The 21,646-nt window shown below is 70.7% G+C and carries 17 protein-coding genes, 1 tRNA gene and 1 pseudogene; 11 read left to right on the top strand and 8 right to left on the bottom strand.

Annotated elements, in window-relative coordinates:
- Nucleotides 1–58: 58 nt before the first annotated feature.
- From ACW5F0_RS02315 to ACW5F0_RS02295, 5 genes and pseudogenes are all read left to right on the top strand, one after another.
- Nucleotides 59–490, top strand: coding sequence for an HvfA family oxazolone/thioamide-modified RiPP metallophore (locus ACW5F0_RS02315; protein WP_456998944.1), 432 nt, complete (start codon nt 59–61; stop codon nt 488–490).
- Nucleotides 491–535: 45 nt separating this feature from the next.
- Nucleotides 536–1,399 (top strand): HvfB family MNIO-type RiPP peptide maturase, encoded by an 864-nt coding sequence (locus ACW5F0_RS02310; RefSeq protein WP_456964415.1) that lies wholly within the window; start codon nt 536–538, stop codon nt 1,397–1,399.
- Nucleotides 1,400–1,451: 52 nt separating this feature from the next.
- Nucleotides 1,452–2,261 carry an HvfC family RiPP maturation protein gene (locus ACW5F0_RS02305; RefSeq protein WP_456964414.1) on the top strand — a complete coding sequence of 270 codons (810 nt, stop codon included), beginning with the start codon at nt 1,452–1,454 and terminating at the stop codon, nt 2,259–2,261.
- An 87-nt stretch (nt 2,262–2,348) separates the two neighbouring features.
- Nucleotides 2,349–2,924, top strand: a pseudogene (gene rnt, locus ACW5F0_RS02300) (ribonuclease T); the annotation flags it as partial.
- A gap of 187 nt (nt 2,925–3,111) precedes the next feature.
- A complete protein-coding gene (locus ACW5F0_RS02295) occupies nt 3,112–3,672 on the top strand; it encodes a hypothetical protein (protein ID WP_456964413.1) in 561 nt (186 codons plus the stop codon).
- A gap of 51 nt (nt 3,673–3,723) precedes the next feature.
- On the opposite strand, the gene rlmB is transcribed toward ACW5F0_RS02295, so the two are convergent.
- Nucleotides 3,724–4,485: a 23S rRNA (guanosine(2251)-2'-O)-methyltransferase RlmB gene (rlmB, locus tag ACW5F0_RS02290; RefSeq protein WP_456964412.1), complete on the bottom strand. Its 762-nt coding sequence runs from the start codon at nt 4,483–4,485 to the stop codon at nt 3,724–3,726.
- Between the two features lie 14 nt (nt 4,486–4,499).
- Nucleotides 4,500–7,064 carry a ribonuclease R gene (rnr, locus tag ACW5F0_RS02285; RefSeq protein ID WP_456998943.1) on the bottom strand — a complete coding sequence of 855 codons (2,565 nt, stop codon included), beginning with the start codon at nt 7,062–7,064 and terminating at the stop codon, nt 4,500–4,502.
- A gap of 88 nt (nt 7,065–7,152) precedes the next feature.
- On the opposite strand from rnr, the gene ACW5F0_RS02280 reads away from it, so the two are divergent.
- Nucleotides 7,153–7,239 (top strand) — tRNA-Leu (locus ACW5F0_RS02280).
- Nucleotides 7,240–7,259: 20 nt separating this feature from the next.
- On the opposite strand, the gene ACW5F0_RS02275 is transcribed toward ACW5F0_RS02280, so the two are convergent.
- Together ACW5F0_RS02275 and ACW5F0_RS02270 are read right to left on the bottom strand one after the other, a co-directional pair.
- Nucleotides 7,260–8,219 (bottom strand): NAD(P)/FAD-dependent oxidoreductase, encoded by a 960-nt coding sequence (locus ACW5F0_RS02275; RefSeq protein ID WP_456964410.1) that lies wholly within the window; start codon nt 8,217–8,219, stop codon nt 7,260–7,262.
- Complete coding sequence (locus ACW5F0_RS02270) at nt 8,216–8,386, bottom strand: hypothetical protein (protein WP_456998942.1); 171 nt, start codon at nt 8,384–8,386, stop codon at nt 8,216–8,218. Before ACW5F0_RS02270 ends, ACW5F0_RS02275 begins: the two co-directional genes overlap by 4 nt.
- Before the next feature lie 156 nt (nt 8,387–8,542).
- Here ACW5F0_RS02270 and ACW5F0_RS02265 point away from each other — a divergent pair, with 156 nt between their 5' ends.
- From ACW5F0_RS02265 to ACW5F0_RS02245, 5 genes are all read left to right on the top strand, one after another.
- Nucleotides 8,543–9,694, top strand: coding sequence for a DNA topoisomerase IB (locus ACW5F0_RS02265; protein ID WP_456964408.1), 1,152 nt, complete (start codon nt 8,543–8,545; stop codon nt 9,692–9,694).
- Nucleotides 9,691–9,870: a hypothetical protein gene (locus ACW5F0_RS02260; protein WP_456964407.1), complete on the top strand. Its 180-nt coding sequence runs from the start codon at nt 9,691–9,693 to the stop codon at nt 9,868–9,870. Before ACW5F0_RS02265 ends, ACW5F0_RS02260 begins: the two co-directional genes overlap by 4 nt.
- Nucleotides 9,871–10,082: 212 nt before the next feature.
- Complete coding sequence (locus ACW5F0_RS02255) at nt 10,083–11,567, top strand: hypothetical protein (protein ID WP_456998941.1); 1,485 nt, start codon at nt 10,083–10,085, stop codon at nt 11,565–11,567.
- Between the two features lie 66 nt (nt 11,568–11,633).
- Entirely contained in the window at nt 11,634–13,877 is a 2,244-nt protein-coding gene (gene parC, locus ACW5F0_RS02250; protein WP_456964405.1) for a DNA topoisomerase IV subunit A, read from the top strand.
- 38 nt (nt 13,878–13,915) lie between these two features.
- Nucleotides 13,916–16,291, top strand: coding sequence for a penicillin acylase family protein (locus ACW5F0_RS02245; RefSeq protein WP_456998940.1), 2,376 nt, complete (start codon nt 13,916–13,918; stop codon nt 16,289–16,291).
- A gap of 30 nt (nt 16,292–16,321) precedes the next feature.
- Here ACW5F0_RS02245 and dapE read toward each other — a convergent pair whose 3' ends face one another.
- The 4 genes from dapE to glnD are packed head-to-tail and all read right to left on the bottom strand — an operon-like array spanning nt 16,322 to nt 21,645.
- Nucleotides 16,322–17,452, bottom strand: coding sequence for a succinyl-diaminopimelate desuccinylase (gene dapE / locus ACW5F0_RS02240; RefSeq protein WP_456964403.1), 1,131 nt, complete (start codon nt 17,450–17,452; stop codon nt 16,322–16,324).
- The gene (locus tag ACW5F0_RS02235; protein ID WP_456964402.1) at nt 17,449–17,811 is read right to left on the bottom strand and encodes a Spx/MgsR family RNA polymerase-binding regulatory protein; all 363 of its coding nucleotides are present in this window, start codon (nt 17,809–17,811) and stop codon (nt 17,449–17,451) included. Before ACW5F0_RS02235 ends, dapE begins: the two co-directional genes overlap by 4 nt.
- A 16-nt stretch (nt 17,812–17,827) precedes the next feature.
- Entirely contained in the window at nt 17,828–19,012 is a 1,185-nt protein-coding gene (dapD, locus tag ACW5F0_RS02230) for a 2,3,4,5-tetrahydropyridine-2,6-dicarboxylate N-succinyltransferase (RefSeq protein ID WP_456998939.1), read from the bottom strand.
- Complete coding sequence (gene glnD / locus ACW5F0_RS02225) at nt 19,009–21,645, bottom strand: [protein-PII] uridylyltransferase (protein WP_456964400.1); 2,637 nt, start codon at nt 21,643–21,645, stop codon at nt 19,009–19,011. Before glnD ends, dapD begins: the two co-directional genes overlap by 4 nt.
- Nucleotide 21,646 lies beyond the last annotated feature (1 nt).

The following is a 21,646-nucleotide window of genomic DNA, read 5'->3' as shown; positions in this document are numbered from 1 at the left end:
GGGGCTGCGGCATACTGGTGCCCCGAGCGGCCTCCTGCCGCAGATGAGGATCGCCAGCATGTCCAAGTCCCATGCCAAGCCCGTCGCCCTTGCGGTCGCCACCGCCCTGGGCGGCATCGCGCTGTCCGGCGCTGCGTTCTCAATGGCCCCACTCGCCAGCGGCTACATGGTCGCTGCACAGGAAGCCGCCGACCCGGCCGTCGCGACCAAGGACGCCGAAGGCCGCTGCGGCATGTCCCGCGTGGACACCGATGGCGACGGCCGCATGTCGGCGGACGAGTTCAGCGCCGCGCACCCGGAGAAGGATCCGTCCTACTTCGCGACCATGGACGGCAATGGCGACGGCTTCGTCGACAAGGACGAGCACGACGCCCACCACGCGGAGAAGAAGGCCGCGTCCGGAGACAAGGACGCCGACAAGGCCGCGCAGGAGGGCAAATGTGGTGAGGGCAAGTGCGGTGGTTCCGGTGCCTGCGGTGGCGCAGCCTGATCGCGGCTTGAACCGGCCGTGCGGGCAGCCGCGTGGCGTTTCACGATGATCGACATCCCGCTGCACGCGCGCGCGGTCGGCCTCGGGCTGCGCCGCGCGCTGCTTGCAGAACTGCGCGCCGCGCCGGCGGGAAGCTTCGATTTCCTCGAAGCGGCGCCCGAGAACTGGATCGGCGTGGGCGGTGCACCGGGCGAGGCCTTCGCCGAGCTCGCCGCGCGCCACCCCTTGGCCTGCCATGGCCTGTCGCTGTCGCTGGGTGGCCCGGCGCCGCTGGACGAGACCTTCCTGCACAAGCTCCGCCGCTTCCTCGACGCGCACCGCGCGCCGGTCTACAGCGAACATCTCAGCGCCTGCGGCGACAGCCTGGGCCATCTCTACGACCTGCTGCCGCTCCCCTTCAGCGATGAGGCGGTAAGGCATGTGTCCGCGCGCATCCGCCGCGCGCAGGACATCCTGGGCCGGCGCATCGCGGTCGAAAACATCTCGTACTACGCAAGCTTCCCGCCCGCAGCCGGCGCGCGCCCGCTGAGCGAGCTCGAGTTCGTGAACGCGGTGCTCGACGAAGCCGACTGCGACCTGCTGCTGGACGTCAACAACATCGTGGTCAACGCGACCAACCACGGCTATGACACCGGGGACTTCCTGCGCGGACTGCCGGGCGCGCGCATCGCCTACATCCATGTGGCCGGCCATCGCGACGAAGCGCCGGGCCTGAAGATCGACACCCACGGCGCCGCGGTGGCCGACCCGGTCTGGGCGCTGCTCGCCGAGGCCTATGCGCTGTTCGGCCCGCGGCCGACGCTGCTCGAACGCGACTTCGATTTCCCGCCGTTCGAGGAGCTGCTGGGAGAACTTGGCGTCGTGCGCGGGCACCTCGCCGACGCCCCGGCCCGTAGCCGTGCCGCCTGATTTTCCCGGCCCGGTCGGCCCAGGCGGCGGGCACGTACGTGGCGCCGTGCCCGTGCAGGCTTCCCCACCCGAAGGACTCGCTGCCGCCAATGCGCTGTCCCTGCAGCAGGACGCGTTCAGCGCCCACATCCGCGATCCGGCCCGCCATCCGCCGCCGCCGGGCATCGACCCGCGCCGGATGCAGGTCTACCGCGACCTGTTCTTCAACAACGTCTCGCGCCTGCTGGCTGGCAACTTCCCGGTGATCCGGCGCATCCGCGGCGATGGGTGGCCAGCCCTGGTCCGCGAGTTCTACCGCGACCACGGCTGCCGCACGCCGCTGTTTCCGGAGCTGCCGCGCGAGTTCCTGCGCTGGCTGGAAGACAGCGGCGGCCATGAGCCCTGGCTCCCGGAGCTGGCGCACTACGAATGGATCGAGCTGGCCTTGCAGGTCAGCGAGGCGCGGGTGGACGACATCGCGCACGACCCGTTGCCCGCAACCGACGTCAACGACGGCCGCGACGCCATCACGAAGCTGCTCGCCGGGCGGCCCCTGCTGTCACCCCTTGCCTGGCCGCTGGCCTACGCCTGGCCAGTGCACTGCATCGGCCCCGACTGCCTGCCCGACACGCTGCCGGCCTCGCCCACGCTGCTGCTCCTGCATCGCGGGGAGGATGGCCGGGTGCACTTCCACGCGCCCAGCCCCTTGGCCTGGCGCCTGCTGCAGCGCCTGGACGAAGCGCCGGAGCTCAGCGGCCGAGCGCAGCTCGAAGCCCTGGCGACCGAGGCCGGGGCTGTCCCCGATGCGGGTTTCGTCGAGCAAGGCGTGGCCATGCTGCTGCGCTGGCACCGGGAAGGCATCGTTCCCGGCTTACGCCGCTGAGGCCGGTGTCAGCACTCGGCTAGACTAGCGCCGGTGACTACCCCGACCCCGACCCAGGCCGACGCGGCCCCGCCCGCCTTCGCCCCCATGTCCGCTCGCTTCCGCGGCTACCTTCCCGTGGTGGTGGACGTGGAAACCGGGGGCTTCGACTGGAATCGCCACGCGCTGCTGGAGATCGCGGTGCTGCCGATCGATCTCGACGATGCCGGGCGCTACATCCTGGGCGAAGGCGCGAGCGCGCACCTGATTCCCGCGCCGGGCACCGAGATCGATCCAAAGTCGCTGCAGATCACCGGCATCGACCTGGACCACCCGTTCCGGTTTGCGAAGCCCGAACGCGAAGCGCTGGACCACGTCTTCGCCGCCGTGCGCACCGCCGTGCGCAAGCACGGTTGCCAGCGCGCGATCCTGGTCGGGCACAACGCCCATTTCGACCTCAATTTCGTCAACGCCGCGGTCGCCCGCAGCGAGCACAAGCGCAATCCCTTCCATCCGTTCAGCGTGTTCGACACCGTGACCATGGCCGGCCTCGCCTACGGGCAGACGGTGCTGGCACGCGCGGTGCAGGCGGCGGGCCTGGAGTGGAACAGCGACGAAGCGCACTCCGCCGTCTACGACACCGAGCGCACGGCACAGCTGTTCTGCACCATCGCCAACAGCTGGGGGCGGCATGCGACACCGGCACCCGGCACAACGGATACCAGCGGGCATGGACCAGACGGCGGCAGCGCATCGGCCGCGCGCGACGTCGGCCCCCAGGGCAGTCTCCCGGCCTAGTACGCAGGCGCGGCTCCACAGTTGCGGAATCCGGCGCAGCGTGCGTTCAAACCCTCCCTGCTATCTTCGGATGATGAAGATACGCACTCGCTCCAGCCGGTTCACCGCGGCTTCGGCCACTCTGGCGCTGCTGCTGTCGTCCGCTGTCGCGGTGGCGTCCGGCGACGGGACCGCACTCGATCTCGACCTGCCCCGGGCGCCGCTGTTCACAAGTGCCGCGGCGTCCGCTGCGCCGGGTGTGCCCGACACCGATTACGACAGGGTGCTGCGCGAACGCGAACTGGCGCGCCGCGGTGACGTCGCGGCGGCTTCCCACTGCCCGCCGGCGCCGGACGGCAGCGAACGTAGCGTCACAGGCAGCTTCAGCACCGGCATCGGCCATTCCTCGCGCGGCGGCAACAGCCACTGGAATGCGGCCGACATCAATTTCTGCAAGGAATACGCCGGCAGCGCCGGCAACGTGAACACGCTGAACATGCGCATCCATGTCGGACAGTACGACGGTCCCGGCTACTTCCATGGCCCCGGCTACTACGGCACCGGGCCGCACGGGGTGAAGGGGCTCGGCGGTCCGTGGGAGATGGCCCCGTCCCGCGATTCATCGTGGAGCGAAGACCGCCGTCCCTGGCGGTGATGGCGCAGCAGGCGACCGCGCCAGCGGACGGTCCTGCGAATCCGTGCCATATCAGCCGAGTCGTTGCCTGACGACTTCGAACAGGCACACGCCCGCGGCCACCGAGACGTTCAGGCTCTCGACGCCGGACTCGGCCGCACCCGGCATCGGCAACGCCACCAACTGGTCGCAATGCTCGCGCGTCAGCCGGCGCAGGCCCTCGCCTTCGCCACCCAGCACCAGCGCCACGTTGCCGCGCAGGTCGATGCCGTACAGCGACGCGACGGCGTCTCCCGCCAGGCCGTAGATCCACACGCCCTGCTTCTGCAGGTCGCGCAGGCTGCGCGAGAGGTTGGTCACGCGCACCACGGGGATGCTGTCCGCCGCGCCGGCCGACGTCTTGCGCACCGTGGCGTTGACCTGCACCGCCTTGTCCTTGGGAATCACCACCGCGGTCACGCCCGCGGCCGCGGCGCTGCGCAGGCAGGCGCCGAGGTTGTGCGGGTCCTGCACGCCGTCGAGCACCAGCAGCAGGGCGCGCCCTTCCGCGGCCTCCACCAGGCCCGGCAGGTCGTCTTCGTCGTGCGTCTTCGCGGCCGCGTAGCGCGCGACCGCACCCTGGTGGCGCAGCCCGCCGGCGACGCCGTCCAGCGCCTGCTGCGCGACTCGGCGCACATCGATGCCACGGCGCCGCGCTTCCTCTTCGATCGAACCGATGCGCGGGTTCTTCGCGCCCGCCTCGACCAGCACTTCGCGCACGTTGTCGGCATCGTTCTCCACCGCCGATGCCACGGCGTTGATGCCGACGATCCACTGGTTCTGCTTGTTGCTCATCGCGTTCGGGTTCCTCAGTACTTCTTCTTCGTCCGCTTCGCAGGCTGCCCACGGGGCGCGGGAGGAGTCGCCCCCCCCTTCTGCCGCTGGCCTTCCTCGACGAGGCGGAAGTCGATCTTCAGGTCTTCCACGCTGGCCTTGAGCACGACGATGCGCGCGGGGTCGCCCAGCCGGTACTCGCGCTCCGAACGCTGACCGGTCAGGGTCTTGCGGATCGGGTCGAAGTGGTAGAAGTCGTTCGGCAGCTGGGTCACGTGCACCAGGCCGTTGACCTTGGACTCCGTGAGCTCGATGAAGAGGCCGAAGCTCGTCACCCCGCTGACCACGCCGTCGAACTCGCGGCCGACGTGCTCTTCCATCCAGGCCGCACGGTAGCGCTCGTCGACTTCACGCTGGGCCTCGTCGGCGCGGCGCGAACGTTCCGAGCACTGCAGCGACAGCGCCGCCATCTCGTGCGACGAGTACTTGTACTGCGCGGCGTTTCCGCCCACGAGCGCGTGCTTGATCGCGCGGTGCACCAGCAGGTCGGCGTAGCGGCGGATCGGCGACGTGAAGTGCGCGTAGGCCTCCAGCGCCAGGCCGAAGTGGCCGATGTTGTCGGGCGAATACACCGCCAGCGACTGGCTGCGCAGCAGCACCGATTCCAGCAGCGCCGCGTCCGGGCGCTCGCGCACGGTCTCGAGCAGCTTGCGGAAATCGCGCGGACGCACCTTTGCCCAGGTCGGCAGGCGCAGCTGGAACTCCTTCAGGAATTCGAGCAGGTCGGCGTACTTGCCCTCCGGTGGGCGGTCGTGGTCGCGGAACGGCGCCGGGATCGCGGACGCGAGCAACGCGTGCGCAGCGGCGACGTTGGCCGAGATCATGCATTCCTCGATCAGCTTGTGGGCGTCGTTGCGCTGGATCATGCCGGCCTGGGTGACCTCACCCTGCGGGCCGAGCACGAAGCGCACCTCGGAGCTCTCGAAGTCGATGGCACCTCGCTGCTGGCGCGCCTTCTCCAGCACCTTGAACAACTGGTGCAGCTGCAGCACCTGCGGCATCTGTGCGCCGATGAAGGCCAGCGCGGCCTCGCGGTCGGCATCGGGCACGCCATCGCCCACGGCGTTCCAGACCTGGTTGTAGGTCAGGCGCGCGTGCGAGTGCATCACCGCCTCGTGGAAGGAATACGAGACCACGTTGCCGCGGCGGTCGACCTGCATGTCGCAGGCGAAGCACAGGCGGTCGACCTTCGGTTTCAGCGAGCAGATGCCGTTGGACAGCGTCTCCGGGAGCATCGGCACGACATAGCCCGGGAAGTACACCGAGGTCGCGCGCTTCTGCGCCTCGACGTCCAGCGGTTCGTCCGGGCGCACGTAGTGGGACACGTCGGCGATCGCCACGATCAGGCGGAAGCCGTCGCGGTTGGGCTCGCAGTACACCGCGTCGTCGAAGTCCTTGGCGTCCTCGCCGTCGATGGTGACCAGGGCGAGCTTGCGGAGATCGAGCCGGCCCTGCACCTCGCGGGCCTCGACATCGACCGGAACCGCTGCGGCGGCGTCGAGCACCTCGGCCGGGAATTCGTGCGGAATGTCGTGGCCATGGATCGCGGCCTCGACCGCGATCGATGCGGTCAGCTTGTCGCCCAGCACCGCGAGCACGCGACCGATCGGCGGCCGGTGGTTGTCCGGCGGCGCGACGATTTCGCACACCACCAGCTGGCCGTCGCGCGCATCCTCGCGCGCATCGGTGGGGATCTGCACGTTGCGCTGGATGCGGCGGTCGTCGGGGACCACGAAGCTGATCCCGGACTCGATCGCGAAACGGCCGATCAGGCGGCTGACCCGGCGCTCAAGCACCTCCACGATCGCGCCCTCGCGGCGGCCGCGGCGGTCGACGCCGGTCACGCTGCCAAGCACGCGGTCGCCGTGCATGACCTTGCGCATCTCGAAGGGGGGCAGGAACAGGTCGTCGCCGACGCCACTTTCCGGACGCAGGAAGCCGAAGCCCTCGGGGTTGGCGATCACGGTGCCGGGCACCAGGTCGGCCTTCGCAGCGGGCACGAAGCCGCCGCGGCGGTTCTTCAGGATCTGGCCGTCGCGGACCATCGCCCCCAGGCGCTTGTCCAGCGCCATCGCACGGTCGGGATCGGCCAGGCCGAGGACCTGCTGCAGTGCCTCGGCGTCAAGCGGGCCGTCGGCATCGGCAAGCACCTGCAGGATGGCTTCGCGGCTGGCGATCGGATTCTCGTAGCGGTCGGCCTCGCGCGCGGCCTGCGGATCGTCCACTGCACCGCGCCGCTTCCGTCCACCAGTGCCCGGGCCCTGTGGCGGCTCTTTCTTTCCGGCAGCCTTGCGCGGCGCCGCGGCTTCAACCGCCGGCACGTCCTGGCCACGCGGCTTCATTGCCCGCAACAGGCCGGGATCGGGCATCCATGCGGGCAGTGCGCCGGCCTTCGCCTTGCCTGCAGGCGCACGCTTCGCGGCAGGTTTCGCCGCAGCCGTCGTGCCCTTCGCGGGCTGGCCGGATGCACCCTTGGCTGTCCCTGGCTTTGCAGGGGTCTTGCCGCGGCCTGTGCCGCGCGTGTCGGTGGTTTTTGTCATCCGGCAATTGTACGCGCGCGCCGTCGATGCTCCGTGCGTGTCAACCGTTGACAGCGCTGCCGCCGCATTGCACCATACGCGCCCACCTGCCCAGGTGGCGGAATTGGTAGACGCACTAGCTTCAGGTGCTAGCGGGGGCAACTCCGTGGAGGTTCGAGTCCTCTTCTGGGCACCATCATTAGGTTTCAGCAGGTATCACTGAGACCCGAGGGATGACACGAAACCCCGCGCAAGCGGGGTTTTTTGTTGCCCGCGCGGCCGCTCACCCGGCGCGCGTGCGACGAATGGCAGCGCGTTGTGCGCATGCGTCGCCGCGATCGCCGCATGCCCAACCGCCACCGAGATCTGGTTGAGCCCGCTGACGATGTCGCCGATGGCGTACATCCCCGGCAGCCGCGTCTGCTGGTCGGCGTCGACGATGATCTCGCCCTCCTCCGTAAGCTCCGCGCCGGCGTCTGCCGCGATGGCCGCGCTCGTGTCGCTTCCCAGATAGGCATAGACCGTGTCGAACGCGACCGGGGGTTGCCCTGGCGGTGCATAGCTGCATCGCCGGCCGTCGAAATCCAGGCGCCCGGCGCCGGGCATCCACGCCACGCCGGCCGCCCGCGCGTCCGCTCCGGCGCCGCCGCCCTCGCCGGCATCGGTCGGGAGTGCATGGACGGCACTGGAATACGCGCGCAGGAACAGGGCGTGGGCACCGATCGCGTCGCTGGGCCCGTAGACGCCGATGGCCAGGTCGCTCGCTTCATAGGCGTCGCAAATCGCGCACAGCCTGAGCGCGCCGCACGCGACCGCGGGCTCGACCCAGTCATCGCGCGGCAGGCGGTCGCTGACGCCGGTGGCGAGGATGAGCCTGCGCGCCTCCCAGCGGCGCCCACCCGCATGGACCTGGAAGCCCTCCCCGCTGCGCGCGATCCGGTCCACGGTCGCCTGCTCGATGGGGACATCGACGGCGGCCGCCTGTTTGCGCAGGCGCTGCAGGAGCGCCTCGCCGGACACGCCCTGCGGAAAACCCGGGCAGTTGTTGCTCTCCGGGATCCAGCGCGCCCTGCTTTGCCCCGCATCGAGCACAACGCAGGAGCGGTGGAAACGGCGCAGGTAGGACGCGGCCGTAAGACCCGCCGGCCCGCCGCCGACGATGATGACGTCGATCATCCGCGAGGATCGGGTTCCGGCGGCGCTTTACGCTGCGTGCCGCCTTCGTGCTTGGGCATCGGATCCTTGCGGGTGGGCGACCACGCGTTGCGGTCGCCGCTGCCATGCGGATGGGGCCGCTGTTCGCGGTCGGGCTTGTCGCTGTCGGGTTGCTTGCGCTGCGGCATGGAAGCTCCCATCGGACCGGGGTCGAGTTCGGAACGGGCACCGTGCAACCGGACGCGGCAAGGCGGCGTGAGCACCCCACGTCAGTAACCAATGGACGGTCACGACGGGGACGCGGGGTTCATCGCGCGATCACCGCCCGTCCGTAGCGTGCCGCCATGGGCAATGCACGCAGCAAGGGACGCCGGCAGAAGGACGCGCTGCAGCCGGCCGAAGCCGTGGAGGCAGCCGAGGCCGGCCTGCTGTACGTGAACGACCGCGACCCGGGCATCCACCGCCTGCGCTGCGGCAGCGGATTCCGCTACCGCGATCCGGACGGCAGCGCGGTGCGCGACGCGGCAACGCTGGAGCGGATCCGCGCACTCGCCATCCCGCCCGCCTACCAAGATGTCTGGATATGCCGGTCGCCCCGCGGACACCTGCAGGCCACCGGGCGCGATGCGCGCGGCCGCAAGCAGTACCGCTACCACGCCGGCTGGCGCAGCTGCCGCGATGCCGGCAAGTTCGACCGCCTCCCCGCCTTCGCCGATTCGCTGCCGCGGCTGCGGCGTCGGCTGCGCACCGACCTCGCGCAGCCGGGCTTCCCACGCGACAAGGTCTTGGCGCTCGTGGTCCTGACCCTGTCGACGACCCTGCTGCGCGTGGGCAACGATGCCTATGCACGCGACAACGGTTCCTACGGCCTGACCACCCTGCGCAGCCGCCACGCGCGCTCCTCCGGCGGCGCGCTGCGCCTGAAGTTCACCGGCAAGGGCGGCAAGCAGCACGACATCGGCATCGACGACCGGCGGCTTGCGCGGATGCTGCGGTCGATGCACCAGCTGCCGGGCCAGCGCCTGTTCCAGTACCGCGACGACGCCGGCGAACTGCAGCCCGTGGACTCGAGCATGGTCAACGGCTACCTGCAGGACCGCATGGGCGCGCCGTTCACCGCCAAGGACTTCCGCACCTGGGGCGCGACGCTGGCGGCCTTCCGCCTGCTGGCCGCGACGCCGCCGCCGGAAGACGCCAGCGAGCGCGCCCTGGCTGGTTTGCAGCAGCAGGTGATCGCCGAGGTGGCGGCGATGCTGGGCAACACGGTGTCGGTCTGCCGCAAGTCCTACATCGATCCCTGCGTGTTCGAAGGCTGGCAGGACGGCAGCCTGGAACGCGCAGCGGCGCGCGCCAGCGGTGCGCGACAGTGGGAATCCGCCGCGCGGCGCTTCCTGTCCCGCGCACGCCGTGCCGCCGCCAGCCCCGGACGCCGGTCACGCCGCGACAACGCAGGCAAGGCTAAGAAACCAGCACCCCACTATAGAGAGACGCCATGAGCCGCGACCGCAAAGACCTGCCCAAGGACCACGATCCGCAGCAGCCACCAGAAAGCGCGGGCCAGCGCGAACGTCGCAAGGGCAAGGAAAGCGAGAACCAGGACGAGGCGCTGGAAGAAACCTTCCCCGCCAGCGACCCCACCTCCCCCTTCGTGCCCGCAAAGGTCCGCGACTGACCGTGGCCGTGGCCGGCAGGCCCGCCCTGCGGGCAGCCACCTTCAAGGTGCTCGAAGGCGCGAAGGCCACGGCCGTGATCGAGGCCAGCCGCGTGATCGCCTGGTGCGGACGCGCCACGCGCTGACCCGTCGGCCTGCCGCCCTGTCCGCGACCTTGGCCTTGGCCCGGCGCCGCGGCTAGGCTGTCGTCACTGGGGGAGACGGAGCAGGACATGGGTGTACTGAAGGTCGCGCCGGCAGCAGTGCTGGCGATGGCGATGGCGATCGCGACCGCCGCCGCTGCGGAGAAGAACGTTTCGCCGCTGACGGGCGAGCTGCGCAGTGCGCTGAACGCAGCGGAGGCCGTCGCCGCGCGCGGCGACCCTGCGACCTCGGCGATGGCGTTCGAAGCCGTGGCGTCCCATGCCGACTTCGCACGTCTGGACGGACCCCGTCGTGCCGCCATCCTGCTGCGCGCGGCGCAGCTGGCCATCGATGCCGGCGAGCCCGCGCGCGCGCACCGCTTGGCAGAGGCCTCGGTGCACGCCAGCGACGGTGATCCGGACGCCTGGTACGTGTTCGCGCAGCTCTCGGCCAACCAGGGCCGGGATGAGGACGCCGCAGCGGCCTTCGCGCGCCTGGCCCGCGGCTGGCCGGAACTGGTCCAGCACCTGGCGCCCGAGTCCGTGAATCCTGTCGTCCACGGGCTGGACGTCGGGTCGCCCGCCCGCCTGGAGCTGCTCGAGGCGCTGTTCGCCGCCGACTGGACGGCGCATGGCATTCCGGTCGACCACGCCTGGGCCCAGCTTGCGCTGATGCGCGCCGATCGCGGCGATGCCCAAGGCGCGCGCGTCGCACTTGCCGGTATCACCGAGCCTGGGATCATCGCCTGGATGCGCAGCGACCGCCGCTTCGACCGACTGTTCGATCGCAAGGACCCGCGCTTCGACCCGGCGCTTGCATCCGAAGCCTGGATCACGCGGGTGCGCGCCACGGCGGCGGCCTCGCCGGCGACGCTGCCGCCGCTGCGCGAGCTCGGTTACGCGCTGCTGAGGAGCGGGCACGCCGGCGAGGCGCTGGCGGTGGCGGACCAGGCGCTGGCCGATCCCGGCCGCTTCGACGACACGGACGATCTCCACTGGATGCAGCACGTACGCGCCGTGGCCCTGCGTCGCCAAGGCCGCACGGACGAGGCGCTGGCGGCCCTCACCGAGGCCGCGGCGATGGACGAGTCCGGCGAGCCCAACGTCAGCCAGACGCTCAACCTGGGCACCCTGCTGGCCGACATGGAGCGCCCGCTGGACGCCCTGGCCGCGGTTGCCCGCGTGAAGGACATGAGCCCCTACGGTGAGATGGTGCAGTCCACCACGCGCCTGCGCGCGCACCGCCAGCTCGGACAGGCCGACGACGCCGCGGTGTGGTTCGATCGCATCCGCGCCAACCGCGACGAGAGCCCGGGGCACTATCTCGAAGCCCTGCTGTGGACCGGTCGCGACGACGAAGCCGCCGACTGGCTCGTCAGCATGCTCGCCGATGCCGACCAGCGCGTGGACGCGCTCGACTGGTGCGCGAACCTGCGGCGGTCGGAGCCGCTTCCCGGTCGCCTTGCGCTGGTCGAAGCCCGGCGCGCCCTGCTTGCACGCCCCCAAGTGCGCGACGCGATCGCCGCCGTGGGCCGCATCGAGGATACCGGCCTGTACAGCATCGGCATCAACTGAGCGCGGGCGGGGCGGCGACCGCCCTGCCCCGGTAGAATCATCGGTTCCCATGGCACAGCAGTCCCGATGAACGATCCGATCCGCCCCGTCTTCCACGGTTTCGAACAGATTCCCCTGCGTGAGTACGCCGAGCGCGCCTACCTCGACTACTCGATGTACGTGGTGCTCGACCGCGCCCTGCCCTTCATCGGCGACGGGCTCAAGCCCGTGCAGCGGCGGATCGTCTATGCGATGAGCGAGCTGGGGCTCCAGGCCTCGGCCAAGCCCAAGAAATCCGCGCGCACGGTCGGCGACGTGATCGGCAAGTTCCACCCGCATGGCGACAGCGCCTGCTACGAGGCCCTGGTGCTGATGGCCCAGCCCTTCAGCTACCGCTATCCGCTGATCGAAGGCCAGGGCAACTTCGGCTCGCCGGACGATCCCAAGTCCTTCGCGGCCATGCGCTACACCGAGTCGAAGCTGACGCCGATCGCCGAGGTGCTGCTGGGCGAGCTGGCCCACGGCACAGTGGACTGGACGCCCAACTTCGACGGCACGCTCGAGGAACCGACCTGGCTGCCGGCGCGCCTGCCGCACCTGCTGCTCAACGGCACCACCGGCATCGCCGTGGGCATGGCCACCGACGTGCCGCCGCACAACCTCAACGAGATCGTCAGCGCCTGCGTGCGCTTGCTTGACGACCCCGAGGCCACGGTGGCGGATCTTTGCGAGCACGTGCGCGGGCCGGACTATCCCACCGAAGCCGAGATCATCACGTCCGTCGCCGACCTGCGCGCGATCTACGAAACCGGCCACGGCAGCGTGCGCGCGCGCGCCACCTTCCAGAAGGAAGGCCAGAACATCGTCGTCAATGCGCTGCCCTACCAGGTGTCGCCGTCGAAGGTGATCGAGCAGATCGCCGCGCAGATGCGCGCCAAGAAGCTGCCCTGGCTGGAAGACATCCGCGACGAGTCCGACCATGCCAATCCGGTGCGCGTGGTGCTGATCCCGCGCTCCAACCGCATCGACGTGGACCAGCTGATGGGCCACCTGTTCGCGACCACGGATCTCGAGAAGAGCTTCCGGGTCAACCTCAACATCATCGGGCTGGACGGCCGGCCGCAGGTCAAGAACCTGCGCACGCTGCTACTGGAATGGCTCACCTTCCGCGCCGACACGGTCACCCGCCGCCTGCAGCACCGGCTGGACAAGGTCGAGCGCCGCCTGCACCTGCTCGAAGGCCTGCTGGTCGCCTTCCTCAACCTGGACGAAGTGATCCGCATCATCCGCACCGAGGACGAGCCGAAGGCCGTGCTGCAGGCGCGCTTCGCGCTCAGTGACGACCAGGTCGACTACATCCTCGAGACCCGCCTGCGCCAGCTCGCGCGGCTCGAGGAGATGAAGATCCGCGGCGAGCAGGAAGAGCTCGCCACCGAGCGCGACCACCTGATCGCCACGCTGGGCAGCAAGGCGAAGCTGCGCAAGATGGTCAAGGACGAGCTGCTGGCGGACGCAAAGAAATTCGGCGACGCCCGCCGCTCGCCGCTGGTCGCCCGCGGCGCCGCCCAGGCGCTGGCCGAAACCGATCTCGTCGCGGCCGAGCCGGTCACCATCGTGCTCAGCCAGAAGGGCTGGGTGCGCGCGGCCAAGGGCCATGACGTCGACGCCTCCACGATGTCCTACCGCGACGGCGATGGCCTGCTGGCCGCGGTGCGCGGACGCAGCACGCAGCAGGTGGCCTTCCTCGACTCCACCGGCCGCGCCTATTCAACGCTCGCGCACGGGCTGCCCTCGGCGCGCGGCAACGGCGAGCCCCTTACCGGGCGCTTCTCTCCGGGGGCCGGTGCGACCTTCGTCGCGATGGCCACGGGTGATGCCGAGGCGCGCTTCGCGCTGGCGAGCTCGGCCGGCTACGGCTTCGTGACCCGCTTCGACAATCTGGTCGGCCGGCAAAAGGCAGGCAAGTCGATGCTCACCTTGCCCGAGGGCGCGCGCGTGCTGCAGCCCTCCGTGGTGTCGAGCATGGACAGCGACCGCATCGTTGCCGTGACCAGCGCTGGCCACCTGCTCGCGTTCCCGGTCTCCGAACTGCCCGAGCTCGACCGTGGCAAGGGCAACAAGGTCATCGAGATCCCGAAGGCCAAGCGCGGCACCGAGCGCGTGGTTGCCGTGGCCTCGGTCCCCGACGGCGGCAGCCTGTTGGTGCAGTCCGGCGCGCGCACGATGACGCTGTCCTGGCGCGACCTGGAGGCTTACATTGGTGCCCGCGGCAGCCGCGGTGGCCTGCTGCCGCGCGGCTGGCAAAAGGTGGATACGCTACTTGTCGAATAAGGCCGCCTAAGCGCGGCTCCCTGGGGGTAGGGTTGCCAATGCTTCGATGGACCTTGCGCATCACCGCGCTGCTGGTGGTGCTGGCGCTGCTGGCCTGCCTGGCTGCCTGGTGGGCCCTCCGCGGTAGCCTGCCGCTGCTCGATGGCCGCGTGGACGTGGCCGGGCTCTCCACCAAGGCCACGGTCACCCGCGATGCGCTGGGCGTGGCCACCATCGACGCCGCGAACGAGTCCGACGCCATGCGTGCGCTGGGCTACGTGCACGCGCAGGAACGCTGGTTCGAAATGGACCTGATGCGGCGTTCGCCCGCGGGTGAGCTGGCCGCGCTGTTCGGCTCCGCGGCCGTGGACATCGACCGCAGCCACCGCGTGCACAGGATGCGCTCGCGTGCACGGGCGACCGTCGAGGCCGCCCCGGCCGACCAGCGCAGGCTCCTCGATGCCTATGCCGAAGGCGTGAATGCCGGACGCGATGCGCTGCGCGTGCGGCCCTGGCCCTACCTGCTGCTGCGCACGACGCCAGAACCCTGGACACCGGAGGATTCGGTACTGGTCGGCCTGGCCATGTACTTCGACCTCCAGGACGGCAGCAACGCCCGCGAACTCGCGCTGTGGAGAGCGCGCCCCCACCTGCCGGCAGCGCTGTTCGAACTGCTCACCCACGCCGGCTCGAGCTGGGATGCGCCGCTGGTGGGGGTGGAGATCGGCGACGCCGTCCTTCCGGGACCGGACCTTGTCGACCTGCGCACGCTGCCCTCACCTGCGCTGGACTCAGCGATTGCGGCCATCGAGCCGGAGACGGTCGGGAGCAACAACTTCGCGGTCGCCGGCACGCTGACCGCGCACGGATCGGCCCTGGTCGCCAACGACATGCACCTGGGCCTGCGCGCGCCGGGCATCTGGTACCGCGCGCGCCTGCGCCATGCCGACGAGCGCGCCGCGAACGGGCGGGTGGACGTCTCCGGCTTCACCCTGCCCGGACTGCCGGCGGTGATCGTTGGCAGCAACGGCCGCGTGGCCTGGGGCTTCACCAACAGCTATGGCGACTACCTTGACTGGGCGCTGGAGCGTCCCTGCACCGGGGGTGCCGACGGGGGCGATGCTGCCGGGGCCTGCGTGCGCCTGGTGCGCCATCGCGAGGTCATCGAGGTTGCCGGGGGCAAACCGGTCATCCTCGAGGTCGAGGAATCCGACTGGGGTCCGGTGCTCCACCGCAGCGACGATGGCCACGTGCTCAGCCTGAGATGGACGGCACACCTGCCCGGTGCGATCAACCTTGGCCTGGCGGGTTTTGCCCGCGCGCCTGATGTCGAGCAGGCGCTGCTGATGGCGCGCACGGTGGCCCTGCCCAGCCAGAACCTGGTGGTTGGCGATGCCAACGGACGCATCGCGTGGCGGTTGCTCGGCCCGGTTCCGCTGCGCGGCGCAGGCTGCGATCCGGTCCAGCCGGTCGCCACCACGGGTCCGGACGCTTGCGCGCCATGGGCGATGAGCACGCGCCAGGGCCCGACCATCGCCTCCCCCACCGCCGACCGCATCTGGACCGCGAACGCCCGGGTGGTGGACGGCGCGGCGCTCGGACTCATTGGCGATGGCGGCTATGCGCTGGGCATCCGCGGCGCGCAGATCCGCGACACGCTGCGCGCTGGCGAACGCTTCGACGAACGCGATCTGCTGGCCATCCAGCTCGACGACCGTGCGGTGCTGCTGGAACGCTGGCATGCGCTCCTGCTGGAACGTGCCCGGGAACAACAAGCGCCTGCCCTGCTTGCCCTGGCCGGCGCCGCCGCGGACTGGAGCGGCCACGCCTCCACGGACTCCACCGGCTATCGGTTGGCACGCGCGTGGCGCGCGGCCGTCAACGAGCGCATCGCCAAGGGATTGCTTGCGCCGGCGCAGGTCGCGCTGGGCGATGACTTCGTGATGCCCGCGCTGTCGCAGCTCGAGGGCGTGGCCTGGCCGATGGTGACCGCGCAGCCCGCGCATCTGCTGCCGCGCCGCTTTGCGTCCTGGGACGCGCTGTTCGAAGACGCGGCAGTGGACGTCCGCGACGCGCTTGCACCACTGGGGCCGCTGGCGGAGCGCAGCTGGGGCGAAGCCAACACCGCACGCATCTGCCACCCGTTGGCGGGCGCGCTGCCGTCCTTCCTGCGTGGACAGCTGTGCATGGCTGCCGACCCCCTGCCCGGGGATGGCCTCGTGCCGCGCGTGCAGGCGCCGTCGATGGGCGCGTCGCAGCGCATGGTGGTGGCGCCGGGTCGCGAGGCCGAGGGCATCATCCACCAGCCCGGCGGCCAGAGCGGACATCCGCTGTCGCCGTTCTGGGGCGCAGGGCACGACGACTGGGTGCAGGGGCGCGCCTCGCCGTTCCTGCCTGGCGAGGCCGTGTACGCGCTGGTGCTGGAGGCGCGCTGAAGGAGACTGCTTTCGGCTCGCCCGCGCTTCTCAGTCGCCGAGCAGGCGCCGGATCAGCGAGAGATACAGACCGGGCAGCGCGTCCAGGTCGGCGACGGACACATGTTCGTCGACCTTGTGGATGCTGGCGTTGACCGGGCCGACCTCGATGCACTGCGCACCCAGCGGTGCGATGAAGCGGGCATCGGATGTGCCGCCCCCGGTGCTTTCCTCCGGCGCCGTGCCGGCGACATCGGCCAGCACCTCGCGCGCCGCGGCGCGGAGCGGACCCTCCGGCGTGAAGAACGGTTCGCCGCTGCGGTGCCAGCGCAGCTCGAAGTCCAGGCCATGGCGCGTGAGCACGGCCTCGATCTCGGCTTCCAGCCGCGGCGCGTCCCAGTGCGGGTTGTAGCGCAGGTTGAAGTCCACGCGCAGCCCGCCCGGAATGACGTTGCTGGCGCCGGTGCCGGCGCTGATGTTGCTGACCTGGAAGCTGGTCGACGGGAAGGTGTCATAGCCTTCGTCCCAGCGCCGCGCAGTCAGTTCGCCCAGTGCGGGCAAGGCCTGGTGCACGGGATTGCGCGCCTTTTCCGGATAGGCCACGTGGCCCTGCACGCCGCGCACGGTCAGCGCGGCCGACAGCGAGCCGCGGCGACCGACGCGGAGCAGGTCACCCAGCTTATGCGTGGAGGAGGGTTCGCCGGTGATGCACCAGTCGATGCGCTGCCCGCGACGGCGGAATTCATCGGCCACGCGGCGCACGCCGTCGATGGCGTCGCCTTCCTCGTCGGAGGTCAGCAGCAGCGCCACGGTGCCGGGATGGTCCGGATGCGCTGCCACGAACTGCGCCAGCGCCACCACGAACGCGGCCACGCTGCCCTTCATGTCCGCCGCGCCGCGCCCGTAAAGCAGGCCATCGCGGATTTCCGGGATGAAGGGGTCGCTGGCCCAGGCTTCGCGCGGGCCGGGAGGCACGACGTCGGTGTGGCCCAGCAGCACCAGCACCGGCCCGCCTTCGCCGTGCGTCGCCCACAGGTTGTCGACCGCGCCGAAGCGCAGGTGCTCGCAGGCGAAGCCGGCGCGGCGCAGGCGTGCGGCGAGCAGCGCTTGGCAGCCGGCGTCGTCGGGCGTGACCGATGGCCGCGCGATCAGCTCGCGGGCCAGGGCAAGCACCTCGCTCACCCGCCGATCCCGAAGCGCTTCTTGAAGCCGTTGTCACTGAAGCCCTGGCTCATGGCGCCGTCAGCGGTCACCACCACCGGCCGGCGCACGAGCTGCGGGTACTCGCGCAGCAGCAGGCTCCACTCGGCGTCGGAGCCGGCGGCCTTGCGCTGGTCAGGCAGCTGGCGCCAGGTGGTGGACGACTTGTTGACGAGCGCCTCGAAGCCACCGGCCTGCCGCGCCCACTCCGCGAAGGTGCCCGGCTCCGGCGTGTCCTTGCGGTAGTCGATGAAGTCGTGCGCGACGCCGAACCGGTCCAGCCACTTGCGTGCCTTGCGGCAGGTGTCGCAGTTGTCGAGTCCATGAAGCGTAGTAGTCATTGCATGCCTCCCCGCATCAGAGCGCGTGCCCGCGCAGCAGCTCGTTGACCGAGGTCTTGGAGCGCGTCCTCGCATCGACCTGCTTGACGATCACCGCGCAGTACAGCGAATGCGAGCCGTCGGCGGCCGGCAGCGAACCCGCCACCACCACGCTGCCCGGCGGCACCACGCCATAGCTGGTTTCGCCGGTCATGCGGTTGTGGATGCGCGTGGACTGGCCCAGGAACACCCCCATGCCGATCACGCTGTGGTGGCCGACGATGACGCCTTCCACCACCTCCGAGCGCGCGCCGATGAAGCAGTGGTCCTCGATGATCGTCGGCGCGGCCTGCAGCGGCTCGAGCACGCCGCCGATGCCGGCGCCACCGGAGATGTGGCAGTGCTTGCCGACCTGCGCGCAGGACCCGACCGTGGCCCAGGTGTCGACCATCGTGCCGGCGCCGATGTACGCGCCGATGTTGACGAAGGACGGCATCAGCACCACGTCGCGGCCGACATGGGCGCCGCGGCGTGCGATCGCGCCAGGCAGCACGCGCGCACCCAGCTTGCGGAACGCGGCTTCGTCGAAATCGGCGAAGCGCATGGGGATCTTGTCCCAGTACGGCGCCGGGTACTGTTCGCCCGTCTCCATCTCCTGCACGCGGAAGTACAGCAGCACGGCCTTCTTCAGCCATTCGTTGACCTTCCAGCCCCCGACGCCGTCGGGCTCGGCCACGCGCAGGCGGCCTTCCTCGAGGCCCTCGATCGCCTGGTCGACCAGCATCCGCGTCGACCCTTCGATCTCTTCGGGCGTCAGCATCGAGCGGCGTTCCCAGGCGCTGTGGATCATGAAGGCCAGTTCGTCGTCGGGGCCGTTCGAAGGGACCGATGCCGGGAGCGTCTCCCCGGCCTGCAGTGAATGCTTCGCCTCCGGAGCCCCGGGCGCGATCTGCTTCGCCGCGGCCTTTTTTGCGGCGGGCTTCGTGGTGGCTACCTTCGTGGCAGCGACCTTCTTCACGGCGGTCTTCCTGATGCCTAGCTTCGTCGCTGCGGACTTCTTCGCGGCAAGCTTCTTGACGACGACCTTCTTCGCGGCAACCTTCGTGGCGGCGCCCTCCGCGGTGACAGCCTTCTTGCCAGGGGCCTTCTTCGCGGCCCCCTTCGAGGCCACGACCTTCTTCGCCGCCGCCTTCTTTGCGGCGGACTTCTTCCCGGTACTCATCTGCGTCCTTCTCCGTCGATCCTTGCCAGCAAGGCGTCGCGCAAGCCCGCGCACGCCGCCTCGCCGAGCGGTTGTTTGTCATCTCCGGTCACCCGGAACACGTCTTCGGCGCGCGCGCCGAAGGTCGCGATGCGTGCGTCGTGCACGCGCAACCCCTGGCTGCGCAACACGTGCGCGACGTCGGCCAGCAGTCCCGGCCGGTCGGTACTGACCAGGCTCAGGATCGTGGCCGCGCCGTCGCCGCTGGTCGTGAACTCCACGTCCGGGACGATCCGGAAATGGCGCAGGTGCCGCGGCTGCGTGCGCTGCGCCGGGCGGACCCGGTCCAGCGGACCGGCCAGCACCGCGGCAAGCTTGCGCGCCACCGCCTGCGGATCACAGTCGGCGCGGGTGTCGTCGGGCATCACCTGGAAGCTGTCGAACACCATGCCGCCCGGGCCATCCAGTACGCGCGCCTGCTGGATCGCCAGTCCAAGACGGTCCAGCGTGACCACGATCGCCGCGAACAGGCCGTCGCGGTCGGCGCCGTGCACGAACACTTCCATCGCCTGGCTGCCGGCGGCCACCAGCCGCGCCTTGACCACCGTGCGCGCGGGGTCTCCCCCTTCGGCCTCGTGCAGCGCCCCGGCCTGCCACGCGATCTGCTCGGCACGCGCGCGCAGGAAGCTGTGCGGGGGAAAGCGGTCGAGCAGCGCGCGGGCACTGGCGGCATCGATGCCCTGCCCCGCGAGCAGAAGCGCCGCCGCGTCGCGGGTTTCGGCGATACGCTCGGTCGCGGCCACCGGATGCTCGAGCCCGCGACGCAGCGCCAGGCGGGTTGCGTTGCGGAGGTCGGCCAGCAGGCGATCCTTCCATGCGTTCCACAGCTTGGGCGACGTGCCTGCGATGTCGGCGCAGGTCAGCAGGTAGAGATAGTCCAGGCGTTCGCGGTCCGCGATTTCACTGGCGAAGCGGTGGATCACGGCCGGGTCCGCGATGTCCTGCTTCTGCGCGGTCACCGACATGAAGAGGTGGCGCAGCACCAACCACTCCACCAGCGCGGTGTCGGCCTCGCCGAGTCCGTGCGCCTCGCAGAACGCGCGCGCATCCACTGCGCCGAGTTCGGAATGGTCGCCACCGCGTCCCTTGGCGATGTCGTGGAACAGGCCGGCCAGTAGCAACAACTCGGGCTTGCGCAGTCCCTGCCACACCTCGTGCGCCCGTGAAAAGCGCTCGTCGGGCTCGCCGGTGGCAAAGGACGCGAGGTTGCGCAGCACCGCCAGCGTGTGCTGGTCGACGGTATAGACATGGAACAGATCGAACTGCATCCGTCCCGAGACCTGCGCGAACGCCGGGATCCAGCGTCCGAGCACGCCCAGCCGAGCCATACGCTCCAGGCCGCGCACCGGAGAGGGCCCGCGCAGCAGTCCGAGGAACGCGGCCCGCTGCGCTTCGGTGGCCGCGCTGTACGAGGGCAACGCATCGAGGGCCTCCGCCAGCGCGCGTGCGGTATGCGTGTGCAGGCCGCGCAGTTCACCCAGCCCGGCCCAGGCCGCGAACAGCGCGAACACCTCGCCGACGTCCCCATGGGGCCAGCCGTGATCGCGCGCGGCGAGGTAACCGCGACGGAGTTCGAAACGTTCGTCCACCGGCTCCGGCACGGCCGCGCCGTCGAAATGCTCCTCGAAGCGCTGCTGCAGGCGGTCGCCGATCCGGCGCACCACCGCGGCGCTGCGGTAGAAGCCCTGCATCATCTGCTCGACGCCGAGGTTGCGCGCGTCATCGGCGAAGCCCAGGCGCGCGGCCAGCGGCTTCTGGTGGTCGAAGCGCAGGCGCTCCTCCGCACGGCCCGCCACCAGGTGCAGGCCATAGCGCAGCCGGCCCAGCGCCCGGTGTTCGCGGTCAAGCGCGGCGGCTTCGTCGGCGCCGACGTGGCCGAGCGCGACCAGCGGCTCCATTTGGTGGGTGCCGAAAGCGCGGCGCGCCATCCAGCCCAGGGTCTGCAGGTCGCGCAGGCCGCCCGGCCCGTCCTTGAGGTTCGGTTCCAGGTTGTCGGAGGTGTCGCCAAAGCGGGCGTGGCGGCGTTCCTGCTCCTGCGCCTTGGCCACGAAGAAGTCGCGCGCCGGCCAGGCCCGGTCGGGTGCGATCGCCCGCGCCAGCGCCGCGCCCGCGCGCTTGCCGGCCGCAATCGGCCGGGCATCGAGCAGCGCGGTCATGACGGTCAGGTCCTCTGCCGCGGCCTCCGTGCACTGCTCCGCGCTGCGCACCGAATGGCTGGCCGGCAGGCCGCAATCCCAGAGCAGCGCGAACAGCCGCGCCAGCGCGGCCCCGGCGGCGGCGTCGGGCGCATCGTCGGCGAGCACCAGGAGGTCGATGTCGGACTGCGGGAAGAGCTCGCCGCGGCCATAGCCGCCGACGGCAAACAGCGCCAGGCCGGTGCCATCCTCGATGCAGCGCGCCCATGCGCCGGCGACCGCCGCGTCCACCGCGGCCGCGCGCTCGGCCGCGAGCCGGATGGCATCGGCGCCGGCGTCGAAACGCGCGGCAAACGCGGTATCCGCCGCCGCCAGGGCGTCGCGGGCGGCCTGTGCCCAGGCCGCGTCTCCGGCATCGTCCCCGCGGCCGGGCGCGTCGGAAGGCGCGGCCGCGTCCACG

The sequence above is a fragment of the Luteimonas sp. A534 genome (genome assembly GCF_054072805.1).
The sequence above is the reverse complement of the archived record's forward strand: the minus strand, read 5'-3'. Positions and strand labels throughout refer to the sequence as shown.

Coding starts and splice junctions, on each gene's coding strand:
- ACW5F0_RS02245 (WP_456998940.1), top strand. CDS start 13,916: ATGCTTCGATGGACCTTGCGCATCACCGCGCTGCTGGTGGTGCTGGCG.
- ACW5F0_RS02270 (WP_456998942.1), bottom strand. CDS start 8,386: ATGCCGCAGCGCAAGCAACCCGACAGCGACAAGCCCGACCGCGAACAG.
- ACW5F0_RS02265 (WP_456964408.1), top strand. CDS start 8,543: ATGGGCAATGCACGCAGCAAGGGACGCCGGCAGAAGGACGCGCTGCAG.
- ACW5F0_RS02315 (WP_456998944.1), top strand. CDS start 59: ATGTCCAAGTCCCATGCCAAGCCCGTCGCCCTTGCGGTCGCCACCGCC.
- ACW5F0_RS02295 (WP_456964413.1), top strand. CDS start 3,112: ATGAAGATACGCACTCGCTCCAGCCGGTTCACCGCGGCTTCGGCCACT.
- ACW5F0_RS02310 (WP_456964415.1), top strand. CDS start 536: ATGATCGACATCCCGCTGCACGCGCGCGCGGTCGGCCTCGGGCTGCGC.
- ACW5F0_RS02235 (WP_456964402.1), bottom strand. CDS start 17,811: ATGACTACTACGCTTCATGGACTCGACAACTGCGACACCTGCCGCAAG.
- parC (WP_456964405.1), top strand. CDS start 11,634: ATGAACGATCCGATCCGCCCCGTCTTCCACGGTTTCGAACAGATTCCC.
- ACW5F0_RS02260 (WP_456964407.1), top strand. CDS start 9,691: ATGAGCCGCGACCGCAAAGACCTGCCCAAGGACCACGATCCGCAGCAG.
- dapD (WP_456998939.1), bottom strand. CDS start 19,012: ATGAGTACCGGGAAGAAGTCCGCCGCAAAGAAGGCGGCGGCGAAGAAG.
- ACW5F0_RS02275 (WP_456964410.1), bottom strand. CDS start 8,219: ATGATCGACGTCATCATCGTCGGCGGCGGGCCGGCGGGTCTTACGGCC.
- ACW5F0_RS02255 (WP_456998941.1), top strand. CDS start 10,083: ATGGGTGTACTGAAGGTCGCGCCGGCAGCAGTGCTGGCGATGGCGATG.
- rnr (WP_456998943.1), bottom strand. CDS start 7,064: ATGACAAAAACCACCGACACGCGCGGCACAGGCCGCGGCAAGACCCCT.
- rlmB (WP_456964412.1), bottom strand. CDS start 4,485: ATGAGCAACAAGCAGAACCAGTGGATCGTCGGCATCAACGCCGTGGCA.